This window comes from Paraburkholderia sp. RL18-101-BIB-B (genome assembly GCF_046026985.1).
GTDB lineage: Bacteria > Pseudomonadota > Gammaproteobacteria > Burkholderiales > Burkholderiaceae > Paraburkholderia.
Genome location: NZ_JARESV010000003.1, coordinates 42,174 through 57,079 on the forward strand (window position 1 = coordinate 42,174; position 14,906 = coordinate 57,079).

General features: G+C 63.2%; 13 protein-coding genes. 8 read left to right on the top strand and 5 right to left on the bottom strand.

The features are described from left to right. Positions 1-19: 19 nt before the first annotated feature. From P0D73_RS06065 to P0D73_RS06080, 4 genes are all read left to right on the top strand, one after another. Complete coding sequence (locus P0D73_RS06065) at positions 20-898, top strand: ABC transporter permease (protein ID WP_408430339.1); 879 nt, start codon at positions 20-22, stop codon at positions 896-898. A gap of 34 nt (positions 899-932) precedes the next feature. Then, positions 933-1,808, top strand: a complete 876-nt coding sequence (locus P0D73_RS06070) for an ABC transporter ATP-binding protein (RefSeq protein ID WP_408430342.1) — start codon at positions 933-935, stop codon at positions 1,806-1,808. Positions 1,809-1,851: 43 nt separating this feature from the next. Then, the gene (locus tag P0D73_RS06075) at positions 1,852-3,225 is read left to right on the top strand and encodes an LLM class flavin-dependent oxidoreductase (protein ID WP_132374442.1); all 1,374 of its coding nucleotides are present in this window, start codon (positions 1,852-1,854) and stop codon (positions 3,223-3,225) included. A gap of 61 nt (positions 3,226-3,286) precedes the next feature. Further along, complete coding sequence (locus P0D73_RS06080; protein ID WP_408282262.1) at positions 3,287-4,234, top strand: TauD/TfdA dioxygenase family protein; 948 nt, start codon at positions 3,287-3,289, stop codon at positions 4,232-4,234. A 91-nt stretch (positions 4,235-4,325) separates the two neighbouring features. On the opposite strand, the gene P0D73_RS06085 is transcribed toward P0D73_RS06080, so the two are convergent. Together P0D73_RS06085 and P0D73_RS06090 are read right to left on the bottom strand one after the other, a co-directional pair. Beyond that, positions 4,326-5,639 (bottom strand): replication-associated recombination protein A, encoded by a 1,314-nt coding sequence (locus P0D73_RS06085; RefSeq protein ID WP_132374440.1) that lies wholly within the window; start codon positions 5,637-5,639, stop codon positions 4,326-4,328. A gap of 73 nt (positions 5,640-5,712) precedes the next feature. Then, the gene (locus P0D73_RS06090) at positions 5,713-6,144 is read right to left on the bottom strand and encodes an Lrp/AsnC family transcriptional regulator (RefSeq protein WP_132374439.1); all 432 of its coding nucleotides are present in this window, start codon (positions 6,142-6,144) and stop codon (positions 5,713-5,715) included. Positions 6,145-6,369: 225 nt separating this feature from the next. Between P0D73_RS06090 and ocd the strand changes: the two genes are divergently transcribed. The 3 genes from ocd (at position 6,370) to P0D73_RS06105 (ending at position 10,118) form a co-directional block, all read left to right on the top strand. Next, positions 6,370-7,431, top strand: coding sequence for an ornithine cyclodeaminase (gene ocd, locus P0D73_RS06095; RefSeq protein WP_408430344.1), 1,062 nt, complete (start codon positions 6,370-6,372; stop codon positions 7,429-7,431). Positions 7,432-7,483: 52 nt separating this feature from the next. Next, complete coding sequence (gene ctlX, locus P0D73_RS06100; protein ID WP_408176683.1) at positions 7,484-8,428, top strand: citrulline utilization hydrolase CtlX; 945 nt, start codon at positions 7,484-7,486, stop codon at positions 8,426-8,428. Between the two features lie 124 nt (positions 8,429-8,552). Next, positions 8,553-10,118, top strand: coding sequence for a phospholipase D family protein (locus P0D73_RS06105; RefSeq protein WP_408430348.1), 1,566 nt, complete (start codon positions 8,553-8,555; stop codon positions 10,116-10,118). A gap of 81 nt (positions 10,119-10,199) precedes the next feature. On the opposite strand, the gene P0D73_RS06110 is transcribed toward P0D73_RS06105, so the two are convergent. The 3 genes from P0D73_RS06110 to P0D73_RS06120 form a co-directional block, all read right to left on the bottom strand. Further along, positions 10,200-11,030, bottom strand: coding sequence for a polysaccharide deacetylase family protein (locus P0D73_RS06110; protein ID WP_408176680.1), 831 nt, complete (start codon positions 11,028-11,030; stop codon positions 10,200-10,202). Then, entirely contained in the window at positions 11,027-12,142 is a 1,116-nt protein-coding gene (locus P0D73_RS06115; RefSeq protein WP_408282252.1) for a glycosyltransferase family 4 protein, read from the bottom strand. Before P0D73_RS06115 ends, P0D73_RS06110 begins: the two co-directional genes overlap by 4 nt. 560 nt (positions 12,143-12,702) lie before the next feature. Next, positions 12,703-13,320, bottom strand: coding sequence for a DJ-1/PfpI family protein (locus tag P0D73_RS06120; protein WP_408282492.1), 618 nt, complete (start codon positions 13,318-13,320; stop codon positions 12,703-12,705). Positions 13,321-13,486: 166 nt separating this feature from the next. On the opposite strand from P0D73_RS06120, the gene P0D73_RS06125 reads away from it, so the two are divergent. After that, on the top strand, positions 13,487-14,821 hold the full coding sequence (locus P0D73_RS06125; protein WP_408176913.1) for an aminotransferase-like domain-containing protein: 1,335 nt from the start codon (positions 13,487-13,489) through the stop codon (positions 14,819-14,821). Positions 14,822-14,906 lie beyond the last annotated feature (85 nt).

Below are 14,906 nucleotides of genomic sequence, written 5' to 3' on the forward strand. Positions count from 1 at the left end.
TACACGTGAGGTAACTACGATGAGTCTCGCCCTCTTCAAGCGTTCCAGTCAGTCGCAACAGTCCGCCGACGCGTCCTGCGATTGCGGCGCGCCCGCTTCCTTCCGGCGCGCCGCCCAACCGCGCCGCCCGCTGCTGACACGCGTCGACTGGCGCGGCGCCGTCTTGCCCGTCATCGCAATCGTGATCTGGTGGGCCGTCTCGGAAGCGCACGTGGTCAAAAGCGGATTGCTCGTGAGTCCCGCGCAAGTCCTCGCGACCGCATGGCAGCAGATCGAGAGCGGCGCGCTGCTGAAGGCGCTCTCGGCATCGCTCGCGCGCGAAGCGAGCGGCTTCGTGATCGGCACGCTGGGCGGTTTGCTGCTCGGCAGCGCGCTCGGCTTTTCGCGGCTCGCCACACGCATGGTCGGACCGAGCTTCGACACCTTCAAACAGATCTCGCTGTTTGCATGGATCCCGTTGATCTCCGTGTGGTTCGGTCTCGGCGATGCCGCGAAAGTCGTGTTCCTCTCGCTCGCCGCGCTCCTGCCCGTCACCGCGCATACCTGCGACGGCATCCACGCCGTGCCGCGCGCCTATATCGAAGTCGCGCGCGCGTTCCGCTACTCGCGATGGCAACTCATCCGCGCGGTGATTCTGCCGGCCGCGCTGCCGTCGATCTTTACCGGCATCTACCTCGCGCTGATCTATTCGTGGCTCGCCACGCTCGGCGCCGGATATCTGCTGGTGGCCGGCAGCGGCATCGGCAACACCTTGATCGACGGCAGCGAGCAATTCCGCATGGACCTGGTGCTGTTCGGCGTGATCGTGGTCGGTGTCACGGGCTGGGCGTTGAATGCGCTGGCGCGGGCCGTCGAACGGGCGATCCTTGCGCGCCGGTTCCAGTCGGCCACGCGCTGAACCCGCACCTGAACTCTCACACACCGGACCGCCCATGACTGCTTCCACGCTCTCCGACAGCATCGACATTCTTCACGTCAGCAAGCGCTACGCGCAGCAAGACGGCGCGCCGCTCGCGGTGCTCGACGACATCAGCCTGCGCGTGCGCGCGGGCGAGTTCGTCAGCGTGCTCGGCTCGAGCGGCTGCGGCAAATCCACCTTGCTGCGGCTGATCGCGGGACTCGACACCGACTATAGCGGCGACATCGTCGTCGCCGGCGACAAGGTCCGCGATACGTCGCTCGAACGCGGCATCGTGTTCCAGGACCACCGGCTCTTTCCGTGGCTCACGGCGTCGCAAAACATTCTCGCCGCACTGCGTAACGCGCCGCTTTCCGCACGCGAGAAACGCGAAGCCGTGGCCGAACATATCGCGCTGGTCGGACTCAAGGGTTTTGAAAATGCTTACCCGCATCAATTGTCGGGCGGCATGGCGCAGCGCGTGGCGATCGCGCGCGGCCTCGTCAATCGTCCGCGCGTGCTGCTGCTCGACGAGCCGTTCGGCGCGCTCGACGCGCTCACGCGTGGCCGTTTGCAGAACGAGTTGCAGCGCATCTGGGAACACGAGCGCATCACGATGATCCTCGTGACGCACGATGTCGACGAAGCGCTTTACCTCGGCGACCGCGTCGTCACGATGGCGCCGCGGCCGGGCCGCATCAAGCGGATCGTCGACGTCGCATTGCCGCGGCCACGCGAGCGCAACAATCCGCGCTTCATCCGTTTGCGCGACGAAGTGCTGGCCGACTTCGCCGAGCAGGATGGCACGCGACGCGAACCGCAAGAGGACCGCGATGATGACAGGCCGAACGGAGGCACGCGCGTTCCAGTAGCAAGTCCCCCGATCACGGAATGGCGGCTTGCATGGTGACGCACGCGTTCTCCCCAAACAACAAACCTTCATGGAGCAGACGATGAGCGGCGAAACACAGCGGAAGCGGCAGATCAAACTGGGGGCCTTCCTGATGGAGACGGGCCATCACATTGCCGCATGGCGCCACCCCGATGCGCATGCGACGGGTGGACTCGACTTCGCACACTACGCGGAACTCGCGCAGATCGCCGAGCGCGCCAAATTCGACGCGATTTTTTTCGCCGACAGCGTGAGCGTGCGCGACACGAATCTGCCTTCCCTATCCCGCACCGCGCGCGCCGATCATTTCGAACCGCTGACCTTGCTTTCCGCACTCTCGGTTGTCACGAAACACGTCGGCCTGATCGCGACAGTCTCCACGACATTCAACGAACCGTACAACCTCGCGCGCAAATTCGCATCGCTCGATCATCTGAGCGGCGGCCGCTCGGGTTGGAATCTCGTCACGTCGAGCACGGAATCCGAGGCGCTCAATTTCAGTTTCGATCGGCATCCGGATCACGCGGTCCGCTACGAGCGCGCTCGCGAGTTCTACGACGTGGTGGCAGGGCTGTGGGATAGCTGGGAAGACGATGCGTTTATCCGCGACAAGGAGAGCGGCGTCTACTTCGACCCGGACAAGCTGCACGTGCTCGGCCATGCGGGCAAGCATTTCAAGGTGCGCGGGCCGCTGAACGTCGCGCGTTCGCCGCAGGGCTGGCCGGTCGTCGTGCAGGCCGGCGCGTCCGAGGCCGGGCGCGAGCTCGCCGCGCAGACCGCGGAGGTGATCTTCGTCGCGCATCAGACGCTCGACGAAGCGCAGTCGTTCTATCGCGACGTCAAAGGGCGTCTGGCGAAGTATGGGCGCGCGCCGGATCATCTGAAGATCATGCCGGGCATTTTCCCGATTGTCGGCCGCACGCAGGAGGAAGCCGAGGAGAAATTCGCCAAGCTGCAGGACCTGATTCATCCGACCGTGGGTCTCTCGCTGCTGTCGAACATGTCGGGCGGCGTGGACCTCTCCCAGTATCCCGTCGACGGGCCGCTGCCCGAATTGCCGGAAACCAATGGCGGCAAGAGCCGTCAACGGCTGCTGTTCGATCTCGCGCGGCGCGAGAACCTGACGATCCGCGATCTGTATCTGCGCATCGCGGGCGCGCGCGGCCATCAACAGGTGGTCGGCACGCCGACGAGCATTGCGGACCAGTTGCAACAGTGGTTCGAAGAAGAAGGCGCGGATGGGTTCAACATCATGTCGCCGTGGTTGCCGGGCGGCTTGACGGAATTCGCCGACCAGGTCGTGCCGGAGTTGCAACGGCGTGGACTGTTCCGCACGGAATACGAGGGCAGCACGCTGCGCGACAACCTCGGGCTGCCGCGCCCCGTGAATCGCCATGCGTCAGCGACGCAGCAAGTCGCCGCCCTGGCAAGCTGATCAAGCGGCGGCTTTCGCGCCGCCGGACACGTTCTCTTCATCAGGACATCAGGAGCTTTTCATGAGTGCAGCCGCAGTGCAGGACGTACAGTCGATTCAGGTCACGCCGCTTTCCGCGCATATCGGCGCGGAAATTCATGGTGTCGATCTCACGCAAAAGCTGGATACGCGCCAGATCGCGGAGATTCGCGCCGCGCTTCTGAAGTGGCGGGTCGTCTTCTTTCGCGAGCAGTTTCTCACGCACGAGCAGCACGTCGCGTTCTCGGCGCAGTTCGGCGAACTGACCTTGGGGCATCCGGTGTTCGGCCACGTGGACGGTCATCCGGAGATCTACTCGATTTCGAAGTACCGCAAAGCGACGCGTTTCGAGGGGCAAACGCTGCAACGCCCGTGGACCGGCTGGCATACGGACGTGACGGCCGCGCTCAATCCGCCCTGGGCGTCGATCCTGCGTGGGGTGACGATTCCGCCTTACGGCGGCGACACGCAGTGGACCAACCTGGTGGCCGCCTATCAGAAGCTGTCCGCACCGCTGCGTGCGTTCGTCGATGGTCTGCGCGGGCTGCACCGATTCACGCCGCCGGCCGGCGCGAGCGGCACGGAGGCGTTCAACAAAGCCGTCGAGCAACGCACGCTCGTCACCGAACATCCGCTTGTCAGAGTTCATCCGGAAACGGGCGAGCGGGCGCTCTATGTCAGCCCGAGCTTCCTGAAGTCGATCGTCGGCGTGGGCCCGCGTGAAAGCCAGGTGTTGCTCGAACTGCTCTGGGAACATGTGACGCGGCCGGAGTTCACCGTGCGCTTCAAATGGGAGGCCGGCAGCATCGCGTTCTGGGACAACCGGGCGACGGCCCACCTCGCGCCCACGGACATTTTCGATCTCGACTTCGACCGCCAACTGTATCGCACGACACTCGTCGGCGACGTGCCCGTTGGCCCGGACGGCACGCAGTCGGTGGCGATAGAAGGCTCGCCGGTGAGCGCCGCGGCGGCGGTTGCGTTGAACTGAGGACGAGGGCCCGGCGAGCAGAAAACCGGCAGCGGGCGCAGCAAAAAGATATCGCCGCCCTGACCCGCGCTGTCGATCAGATCGACAGCGCCTACCGCTTCAGTTTCCCGCGCGCCTGCGCGTCGAGTTCGCGCAGATGAGCGAGCTTGTCGCCGATTTTTGATTCCAGTCCGCGCGGCACCGGCTGATACCAGCGTTGTTCGGCGACGTCTTCTGGAAAGTAGTGTTCGCCCGCCGCGTACGCATCCGGTTCGTCATGCGCGTAGCGGTAGTCCTTTTTGTAGCCGAGATCCTTCATGAGTTGCGTCGGCGCATTCCGAAGATGCAGCGGCACCGCCCGCGTGCGGTCACCGCGCACGAATGACAGCGCCTGATGCCACGCCATGCTGAGCGCATTCGACTTCGGCGCGACGGCGATATACACGAGGGCCTGGGCGAGCGCCAGTTCGCCTTCGGGCGAACCGAGCCGTTCATAGGCCTCGGCCGCGTTCACTGCGACCTGCAACGCTCGCGGATCCGCATTACCCACCTCCTCGCTCGCCAGGATGATGATGCGGCGCGCGAGATAACGCACGTCGACACCGCCGTCGATCATTCGCGCCATCCAGTACAACGCCGCATCCGGATCGGAGCCGCGGGCGGATTTGATCAGCGCGGAAATCTGGTCGTAGAACTCCTCGCCCCCTTTGTCGAAACGCCGCGTCGTTGTCGCGGACGCGGTGCTGACGAAGCTCGCGTCGATGCGTGTGAGCCCGGCTGCGGTAGCGGCATTGGCGAGCTGCTCGACGAGGTTCAGAAACTTGCGGCCGTCGCCGTCGGCAAAGCCGATGACGGCATCGAGCGCGGATGGCTCGAACTCGAGTTCGCCCAACACCGCCTGCGCTCGCCGGAAGAGCTGCCGCAATTCCTCGTCGGATAGCGGCTTGAGCACGTACACCTGCGCCCGCGACAGCAGCGCGCTGTTGACCTCGAAGCTGGGATTCTCCGTGGTCGCGCCGATGAGCGTCAGCCGGCCCGTTTCCACGTGCGGCAGCAAGGCGTCTTGCTGACTCTTGTTGAGCCGGTGAATTTCATCGAGGAACAGGACGGTCGAGCGGCCCCGGTGGTCGAGCATCTGCTGGGCACGCGCGGCGGCCTCCCTCAGTTCCTTGACGCCGGCGGCGACGGCCGACTCGGCGATGAACTCGTAGTCGAAAGCCCGCGCGGCAAGCCGCGCAATCGTCGTCTTGCCGACGCCGGGCGGCCCCCACAGAATGAACGAGTGCAGTCGTTGGGAGTCGAGTGCGAGCCGCAGCGGCTTACCCGGGCCCAGCAGATGAGACTGCCCGACGACATCGTCGAGCGATTCGGGCCGGAGCTGCTCGGCGAGCGGCGCGCGAGGTTGAGTGGCAAAGAGGTCGGTCATGGTGCGGATGTGAGCGGCTTTCCCTTGGCGGACGTGCGGGCTCACGGAATTGAGTGGCCGCAATAAAACGCCCTTATATCTTGTGAGTCGACAGCAGAATACTCGTTTCAGTACTCGCGATGCCGTCAATCAGACGGATCGCGCCAAGCACCCGATCGAAGTTTTCCAGTGAATCCGCCCGCAGCTCCGCGATCAGGTCCCAACGCCCGTTGGTACTGTGGATCGTCGCGACGTTGGGGTGGCCACGAAGCACTTTGAGCACATCGGCCGCGCGGTTGCCTTCAACCGCAATCGACATCAACGCCCGGATCCGGTGCGCCTCTGCCGCGGGTTTCAGGCGCACGGTATAGCCCACGATCACGCCGCTCTTTTCCAGCCGCGTCAGCCGGTTCTGCACCGTGGCGCGAGCAACCCGCAAGTGCTTCGCCAGTGTCACAACGGACATGCGCGCGTCATCGCGCAGTAAGGCAATCAACTGCCTGTCGATGTCGTCGAGATCGATCATTTTTTGTGCCTACACCGGTTTCCGGCCGGGTTCCGTTCAGGCTGCGTCGAGCAAACCTGGGTCAGATAGAAGCGCGGACAGTACAAAACGCGCATTCGGAGTGCGCATCTTGACACTTCCGAGCACCAAACTGCAATGTTTGTTGTCTTTTTGTTGGCGCGGAGGCACGGAATAATTTCGCTATCGCTCCGCTTCGGAGCCTGCAACAACAACGGAGACATCACCATGACCCGCTTCCTCGACGTACCCGCAACGTACCGGCTCGTCGCCGATATCGGCGTACCGCGCTTTCTCGACGAACTTGCCGAGATCATCCGTGCCGACTATCTGCGCTGGAGCGAGTTCGACAAGTCGCCGCGCGTCGCCTGCCATTCGCGACTCGGCGTCATCGAGTTGATGCCTGTGGCCGACGCGGAGCTGTTTGCCTTCAAGTACGTGAACGGTCATCCCATCAATGCCGAGCGCGGCATGCAAACCGTCATGGCGTTTGGCGCACTGGCCTCGGTGGATACCGGTTACCCGCTGTTCCTTTCCGAACTCACCTTGACCACGGCGCTGCGTACCGCGGCGACTTCCGCGCCGGCGGCGAAAGCACTGGCTCGGCCCGATTCGCGACGCATGGCCTTGATCGGCAATGGCGCGCAAAGCGAGTTTCAGGCCATTGCGTTCCATACACTTGTGGGCATCGACGAGCTTCGCGTGTTCGACATCGACAACCGCGCCACGGACAAACTCATTCGCAATCTCGCGGCGTGGCCGCAATTGCGCATCGTCCGCGCGACGTCGGTTGCGCAGGCCGTGCGCGGCGCCGATATCGTCACAACCGTGACCGCCGACAAGGCCTACGCGACGATCATCACGCCGGACATGATCGAACCGGGCATGCATCTGAACGCCGTGGGCGGCGACTGTCCGGGCAAGACCGAACTGCATGCGGATGTGCTGAACATGAGCCGCGTGATCGTGGAGTACGAACCGCAGACCCGTATTGAAGGCGAGATTCAGCAATTGGCCGCCGACTCGCCCGTGATCGAACTGTGGCGCGTGTTGCGTGGCGAAATCGCCGGACGCGAAAATGCAGAGCAGGTCACCGTATTCGACTCCGTCGGCTTCGCGCTCGAAGACTATTCGGCACTGCGCTTTTTGCATGAGCTCGCGCGGACACACAAAGTCGGAATCGAAGTCGCGCTGATTCCGCCTGCCGCGGATCCGAAGGATCTGTTCGGCGAACTCGCACTGGCCGCCATCGAGCGGGCAGGTGCCGACCAGGTATTGGCGCCGGTCTGACGCGCAGCCCGCTATCGACGCGCACGTTCTCTTACTCCCGCGATCCCTATCCATGAGCCTTCTGTCGATTCAGGCGCCGTCCGCTGTCGTCGTGATCCGCCCGCACTGTTTTTATCCCAACCCCGAGACGGCAAGCGACAACGCGTTTCAGCGCACCGGCGGCTTCACAGATCCCAATGAAGCGGGATCGCTAGCGGCCGCCGCCTATGACGAAGTGACGGCCGCTGCGGCGGCGTTGGAAGCCGCGGGCGTGCGCGTTCATCTCTTCGAGGACCACGGAACACGGGGCACGCCCGATTCCGTGTTCCCGAACAACTGGTTCTCGACGCATCCTGGCGGGCACATCGCGTTGTATCCGATGCACTGCGTCAACCGCCGGCGTGAGCGCAGAAGCGATGTGATCGAGATGTTCAAGGCACAGTATCGCGTGCAGGACGTCATCGACTATTCAGGACTCGAATACGACCACGTGTTTCTCGAAGGCACGGGAGCCATGGTGCTGGACCACATCGCGCGCATCGCGTATGCCGTGCGCTCGCGCCGCGCGGATCCGGTGGCGCTCGAACGGTTCTGCACGAACTTCAACTTCGAGCCGGTATGCTTCGACGCCGTCGACTCAGCAGGTCTTGCGGTGTATCACACCAACGTCATGATGAGCGTCGCAACAGAGTTCGCGTTGATCGGGCTCGACCTGATTGCCGATGAACGTCGGCGCGCCGAAGTGAGGGCGCGTCTGATGGAAAGCGGACGCGTCGTGATCGATCTCGACGCCTCGCAGGTCGGCAACTTTGCCGCGAACGCGCTTGAACTATCCGGCAGCGGCGGACGCGTGCTCGCGCTTTCGGAGCGGGCCGCGTCATGCCTGACGGCCAGGCAGAAGGCGCTGATCGAACGCTCTGCCCGACTGCTGCCACTGCGCGTGCCCACCATCGAAATGGCCGGGGGCTCGGTCCGCTGCATGCTGGGGGGCATTCATTTGTCGCGGCGACCCGTCTGAACGGCGCGAAGCCGGATGCAAGCCGGGATGGACGCGTTCCGGATGGCGGCGCAACTGACGCCGCACTCGACGCGCCTCACGCTTGCCGCTATCTTACGGACACGCACGTTCGAAGGGTACAACCATGGCGACGTTCCGCGGTCTCGTTGCAGTCTTGCTGATCACGCTGCTGTCCGCCTGCGCGAGCCTGCCGCCGCAGACCGGCCGTACCGCGACGCACGCACTGACGGATACGGACGGCACGCGCCTCGCCGTCGCCTTCATCCCGCAGGAGCGCAAGCATCCCGACAACAGCGCGTTCCATCTGCTGCCCAACGGCGTCGATGCCCTGCTCGCCCGCATCGTGCTGACTGAAGCCGCCGAGCGCACACTCGACCTGCAGTACTACATCTGGCACGACGATCTGACGGGCCGTCATCTGGCCGACGCGGTGCTCAAAGCCGCCGATCGCGGCGTCAGGGTTCGCGTTCTGCTGGACGATCTGGGCACGGCCGGCGACGACAAGGTTCTGCTCGCGCTCAGCTCGCACCCCAACATCGAAATACGGCTCTTCAATCCGATCGCCAATCGGTCCTTCAAGAAGCTGGGCATGGCGCTCGAGTTCAGACGGATCAATCGGCGCATGCACAACAAGGCATTGATCGCGGACAATCAGGCCGCCATTCTCGGCGGCCGCAATATCGGCGACGAGTACTTCGGCGCATCCAGCGAGGTCGACTTTGGCGACCTCGACGTGCTGACTTTCGGGCCCGTCGTCCACAAGGTCTCCAATGCTTTCGACGAATTCTGGAACTCGGATGCCGCCTATCCGATCGCCAGCCTGACCGGACATCCAGCCGAGCCGGACTCGCTGCCGGCTTATCGTGCCAAGCTTACGGCGTTCATCGCCTCCGAGCGCGATTCGCCGTACGTCACGCAGGTCAAGGTACGCCTCGGCGAAACGCTGAACGCGCGCGACACCGACTTCTCCTGGGGCAAGGCGACCCTCCTGTACGACGATCCCGCGAAAATCACACGCTCGCCCGACGATCCACAGGGACATCTGCTGTCGCAGTTCAATGCGTTGAGTATCGAGCCCGCGAAAGAAGTGCTGATCATCTCGCCGTACTTCGTCCCCGGCAAAAAGGGCGTGGAATGGATGCGCGCGCAAACACGGCGCGGCGTACGCGTGACCGTGCTGACGAACTCGCTCGCCGCGACCGACGTCGCGGCGGTTCACGCGGGATATCAACGTTATCGCAAGGATCTGCTCGACGCGGGCGTGCATCTGTATGAATTGAAGCCCGTTGTCGACAAGAACGCCGGCGAAGACGCCGGCCAGAAAAAGAAATCGATCCTGGGTTCTTCAAAGGCCTCGCTGCATGCGAAGACCTATGTGTTCGACAGAACCAGCATCTTCATCGGCTCGATGAATCTCGATCCTCGTTCGATCACGCTCAACACGGAAATCGGCGTGTACTGCGAAAGCGCCCCACTCGCCGCACAAGTCGCGGATGGGGTCGAGCCGAAGCTCGATCAGATCGCGTGGCGGCTCGAAACCCGCACGGATGCGAATGGCACGAGCCGGATCGTATGGATCGACACCGCGCCGGATGGCAAGGTCAGCGAACTCGACGAACCCGGCGTGTCCAGCATGAAGCGCGTCGGCATCTGGTTCCTCGGTTTGTTGCCGATCGAGTCGCAGTTGTGATGAAGCGGCCCGGCTGTGGGCGCCATAGCGACGGCGCAGAGGTGGGAAGGTTGCGCCTGCGAAAAGTCAGACGCCAGCGCGTTACCGTTTGATCCTCAAATACGCCCGGCTGATCGCGGGCCGCGTATGCACCCATAACCGCGAGGCGAGCCACGAGGCCGGCCGGTCACGCACTTCCAGGCGAGTGATCGAGCGAGCCGCGCCGTCATGACGTCCAGCATAGTTCGAACCCGTCTCGCACGTGTAAAAGTGACGGAAGCCGGCCTGAGCCGCAATGCGCCGATAGTCGTCGTCGTGGTATCCCTGTGGCCAGCACAGATGATCCGATACGGCGCCCAGTCTTTGCTCCAGCATGGCGCGCGCGCTGGCGAGATCGCGTGTCAGCCCGGCGCACTTCTCCTCTGCGTTGGCGGAGACTCGATCCCACCGCACATGGCTATGCGTATGACTGTGAAATTCGAACGTGCCGGCTTCACGCATCGCGTCGATCTCCGACCATCGAAGAATGGCGCGATCGGCTTCACCGTTTTCGATCGCCACCTCGCCATCGCGGTGATTGAGCAATGCAGGCAGCGCGTCGCCCGAACGCGCGTGCGCACGCACCGGTCCTTCGCCGATCCAGCTCGTCACCAGAAAGCACAACGCGGTCAATCCATGTGCCTGTAGGACCGGGTGCGCATGCACCCAGTTGTCGAGGTAGCCGTCGTCGAAAGTCAGCACGACGGACTTCTTCGGCAATGGCTCGCCCGCCAGATAGGTCGACAGTTGCGCGCTGCCGACGGTCGTGTACCCCGCCTCGGCCAGATACGCCATTTGCGCGGCAAAGTGTTCCGGCGACACCGTGATCATGCCTGGCGAGGTGCTGATGTGGTGATACATCAGCACGGGCACCGCGCGTGCGAACTTCGTCATGCCGCCGCCCGCCGTTCGCCGTAGTAAGCCCGCCGGGCATAGATGCCACGCATATAACAGTCGATGGTCTCGTTCGCCATGGCGTCCACCGTGAAGCGGTTATCGGTCTTCAGACGCGCGGCAAGCCCCAGGCGCTCGCGCAGCGGCGCATCGTCGATCAGACGCGCCAGCGCGCTCCTCAATGCATCGATGTCGTGCGCCGGCACGAGCAGGCCATTCACGCCGTCGTCGATCAACTCGGGCACGCCGTCGACGCGCGTGCCGATCACCGGCAAACCCACCGCCATCGCTTCGATAAACGATTGTCCGAGCGCTTCCTGATGCGTCGGCAAAACGAACAGATCGCAGCCGCGCAGCACGTTGGTAATGTCCGTGCGAAAGCCGAGCAGATGGATACGCTGGGACAAGCCCATGTTATCGACAATCGTCTTGATCTTCTCGAACCACACGCCGTCGCCCGCCATCACGACATGCAGATTGGGACGCTCGGCCAGCATCGGCCTGACCGCCGCGATCAGGTCTTCGTGGCCTTTCTTCTCGCGGACGATCGCCACCATGCCGGCGACAACCGTGTCGGCGTCCAGTCCGAGTTCATCGCGCAACGTGGAGCAGGTCCCCGCTTCCGGCTTCAGGATGCCGTCGTAAATCGTCTCGACGCGGTGTTCCTGCACGCCCGCGGAGATCAGGTACTTCCGCACATGATGGCTGACCGCGACGACGCGATGAGGAATCCAGTTGTACGTGGCAAGCGATGTGATCGGCAACGCCAGATGCCGCGTGCGCACGATGAACGGCGTCCGCGCGAGCCGCCCCGCCATGCCGGCGACGAGGCTGTCATGGCCGCTGTGCGTATTCAGCACATTGAAGCGACGACGCTCGAGCAGCGACCGGATCGTGAGCATGGAGCGCAGATCCGCGCCCGCCCGCATGCGCGCGTAATGCACCTGAAAGCCTTCAGCGTGCGCGCGAATCCCAAGGCGCGCGTCTTCCGGACAAACCAGTTCGACGTTATGACCCAGCGCTCGCAACGCGATCATTTCCTTGAGCGTGCGAACCTCCTGGCCTCCCCATCCCCGTGACGACTCACTATGGAGAACACTTAATGCTTTCATGCGCTGACAGTCTCCCCGGACCCTTCCTGTGTACGACGACCCGGTTTGTAATCGTTGGTAATATTTACCCCGGACCGCTGCGACCTTAGGGCAAACGCAGTGTTCATGGGGGGAAGCGAATGTGAAGTTGCGTCAGCCGATGACGGCTGACGTCCGTGTTAAACGGACTGGCATGACTTCTCGTTGACACTCGACTTTCAAGTTGTGGCGGGAGTATTTGGCTAGCCTCCCATTTTGTAAATAGCCAAACTCACCGACCCCGACGGATTGAATCGGCGCAAACGTTGTCGCCGGGTAAGTGTTGGTTTTTGCGCAGTTGAAGCGGCGGGGAAAAGGAGAGAACGCAGAAAGCGCTTGACTGGGAATGACGTTTAGCGTGGGTTGAAGGCATCGGCGATGCCTTCAGTTTTTGCCGTGGTAGCGACTGCGGTTTCGACCGATCGAAGCCGGTCGTATTGCGGCGGATCGGACCGCCGCGATGTGCCAGGCGACCTCACTCAAATGACCGATTTTCTAAGAGGAATAGTCAATAGGCCGCGCTGGCGTTTTAGTTTGTTCGCTTACACCGTCGTCAGGTTCGCTTCCAGGAACGGCATGATATTGGCCATCGCGCGGGACACGTAGGCCTCTTTCTCTCCGACGGGAGCGACGTAATGCAGTGCGCTCTGCGCCGCGTCGATCCCCTCCAGACGGGCGATGATCCAGGCGGCGAGGTAAGCCGAAGCCAGACAGCCCCCGGCGGTCGCCACGTTGCCGCTGGCGAAAATGGGCTGATTCAACACGTCGATACCCGCTTCCTGAACCCACGGCCTGGTGGTGAGATCGGTACATGCCGGCACGCCATCGAGCAGGCCCAACCTGGCGAGAACAAGCGTGCCGGAACACTGCGCGGCCAGCAGCTGTTTTGACGGGTCGAGCTGCAACTGCGCCATCAACGCACTATCGGCGACGACTTCACGCGTCTGTCTGCCGCTGCCCACGATCACCGCATCGGCAGTACAGGCCTCTTGCAATGAAGCCTGGGCTTCGATGACCACGCCATTCATCGACTTGACCCGCGCGGTGGGACAAGCGATCGACACCCGCCAGCCTGGCTTCTTGACGCGATTGAGGACGCCGAGCGCGATAAGCGAGTCGAGTTCGTTGAAGCCTTCGAAGGTAAGAATGGCGATGTGCATGATGTTGTCGTCCATGAGCCCAAGGGGCGCTTATTGTTGGCGGCCGCTTCATGAGGCCGCGCCACTAAAGCCGGCAGGTCCCGCGACGGCGCAAACAGAGTTGCGATGTGACATCGTATGGCCGAGAATTAATACAATCAAATAATTGTCATGGATACATTTGCGCATGCCCACCTCGCGGTACAAATTGCTGGTCGACAGAATGGCGACCGAGATTCGGACGGGACGCCTCGCGCCCGGCACGCGCTTGCCGACTCACCGGCAGCTCGCCGCCAAGGAGGGACTTGCGCTGGTCACCGCATCGCGGGTCTATGCCGAACTCGGGGCGATGGGATTGGTCAGCGGCGAAACCGGCCGCGGCACCTTCGTGCGAGAAATATCCCTGCCTCCGCGCCTGGGCGTCGACCAGCATGCCGGCGACGCGGGTTTGACGGACCTCAATTTCAACAATCCGTCCCTCCCCGGTCAGGCCGAACTTCTCAGAAGCGCCCTGCGCCAACTCGCGTCCTCCGGCGACCTGGATGCGCTATTGCGCTATCAGCCGCACGGCGGCCGGACGCATGAACGGGAGATCGTCGCGCGTCACCTGGCGTGTCGGGGGCTCGCTGTCAAAGGCGATCAGGTCGTGATCGTGAACGGCGCGCAGCATGGTTTGACAGCAACCGTTCTAGCGCTCCTGAAGCCCGGCGATGTGGTCGCGGTCGACGCGTTGACCTATCCGGGGTTCAAGGTGCTAGCCGAAACGATCCGGCTCGAACTGGCGCCCATTCCGGTTTCCGACCAGGGCCCCGACCTGAACGCGCTCGAACGCTTGTGCCGAAGCAGAAAAGTGCGTGCCATCTACACGATGCCGACACTCCATAACCCGCTAGGCTGGGTCATGAACGCGCATTGTCGGCACGAGTTGGTGGCGCTTGCCCGAAAGCACGGATTGCTCATCATCGAGGACGCCGCGTATGCCTTCCTCGCGGAAGACCCGCCGCCCCCGTTGGCAGCGCTCGCACCTGAGACGACGGTGTACGTCTCGGGGTTGTCGAAAAGCATCGCCACCGGCTTGCGAGTCGGTTTCGTTGCCGCCCCCGATCGCTGGGTCGCGCCGATCGAGCGTGCGATCCGGGCCACCACCTGGAACACGGCCGCGGTGATGACCGCCATTGCCTGCGGCTGGCTCGACGATGGCACCGTCACACGTCTGGAGATAGAGAAGCGCGAGGATGCGAGGCTCCGGCAATCGATGGCCGCCGAGGTCCTCGCCGGACTGCGACGCGTTTGTCATCCCGTGTCCTACTTCCTCTGGCTTCCTCTCGCAGAGGAAGTTCGCGCCGACGTGGTTGCGATGGCGCTCGTGCGCGAGGGAATTTCAGTCTCGACTGCCGAGCCTTTCTCGACTTCGGAACATGTACCGCATGCGATTCGCGTGGCGCTTGGTTCTGTTGAATTGACCACGCTCCGGGAGTCGTTGGAAAAGATTAAACGCGTGATCGCCTCTTACACCTATTGAGTGGCTTAAGCGGAAGCGCTCCTTTCGTCGGAAATAGCGAACGGCCGTTGTCACGTCGACCCGACGCCTCGCCGGTGCGCCAACA

Coding starts and splice junctions, on each gene's coding strand:
- P0D73_RS06115 (WP_408282252.1), bottom strand. CDS start 12,142: ATGAAAGCATTAAGTGTTCTCCATAGTGAGTCGTCACGGGGATGGGGA.
- P0D73_RS06110 (WP_408176680.1), bottom strand. CDS start 11,030: ATGACGAAGTTCGCACGCGCGGTGCCCGTGCTGATGTATCACCACATC.
- P0D73_RS06065 (WP_408430339.1), top strand. CDS start 20: ATGAGTCTCGCCCTCTTCAAGCGTTCCAGTCAGTCGCAACAGTCCGCC.
- P0D73_RS06125 (WP_408176913.1), top strand. CDS start 13,487: ATGCCCACCTCGCGGTACAAATTGCTGGTCGACAGAATGGCGACCGAG.
- ctlX (WP_408176683.1), top strand. CDS start 7,484: ATGAGCCTTCTGTCGATTCAGGCGCCGTCCGCTGTCGTCGTGATCCGC.
- P0D73_RS06105 (WP_408430348.1), top strand. CDS start 8,553: ATGGCGACGTTCCGCGGTCTCGTTGCAGTCTTGCTGATCACGCTGCTG.
- P0D73_RS06080 (WP_408282262.1), top strand. CDS start 3,287: ATGAGTGCAGCCGCAGTGCAGGACGTACAGTCGATTCAGGTCACGCCG.
- P0D73_RS06075 (WP_132374442.1), top strand. CDS start 1,852: ATGAGCGGCGAAACACAGCGGAAGCGGCAGATCAAACTGGGGGCCTTC.
- P0D73_RS06070 (WP_408430342.1), top strand. CDS start 933: ATGACTGCTTCCACGCTCTCCGACAGCATCGACATTCTTCACGTCAGC.
- P0D73_RS06090 (WP_132374439.1), bottom strand. CDS start 6,144: ATGATCGATCTCGACGACATCGACAGGCAGTTGATTGCCTTACTGCGC.
- P0D73_RS06085 (WP_132374440.1), bottom strand. CDS start 5,639: ATGACCGACCTCTTTGCCACTCAACCTCGCGCGCCGCTCGCCGAGCAG.
- P0D73_RS06120 (WP_408282492.1), bottom strand. CDS start 13,320: ATGCACATCGCCATTCTTACCTTCGAAGGCTTCAACGAACTCGACTCG.
- ocd (WP_408430344.1), top strand. CDS start 6,370: ATGACCCGCTTCCTCGACGTACCCGCAACGTACCGGCTCGTCGCCGAT.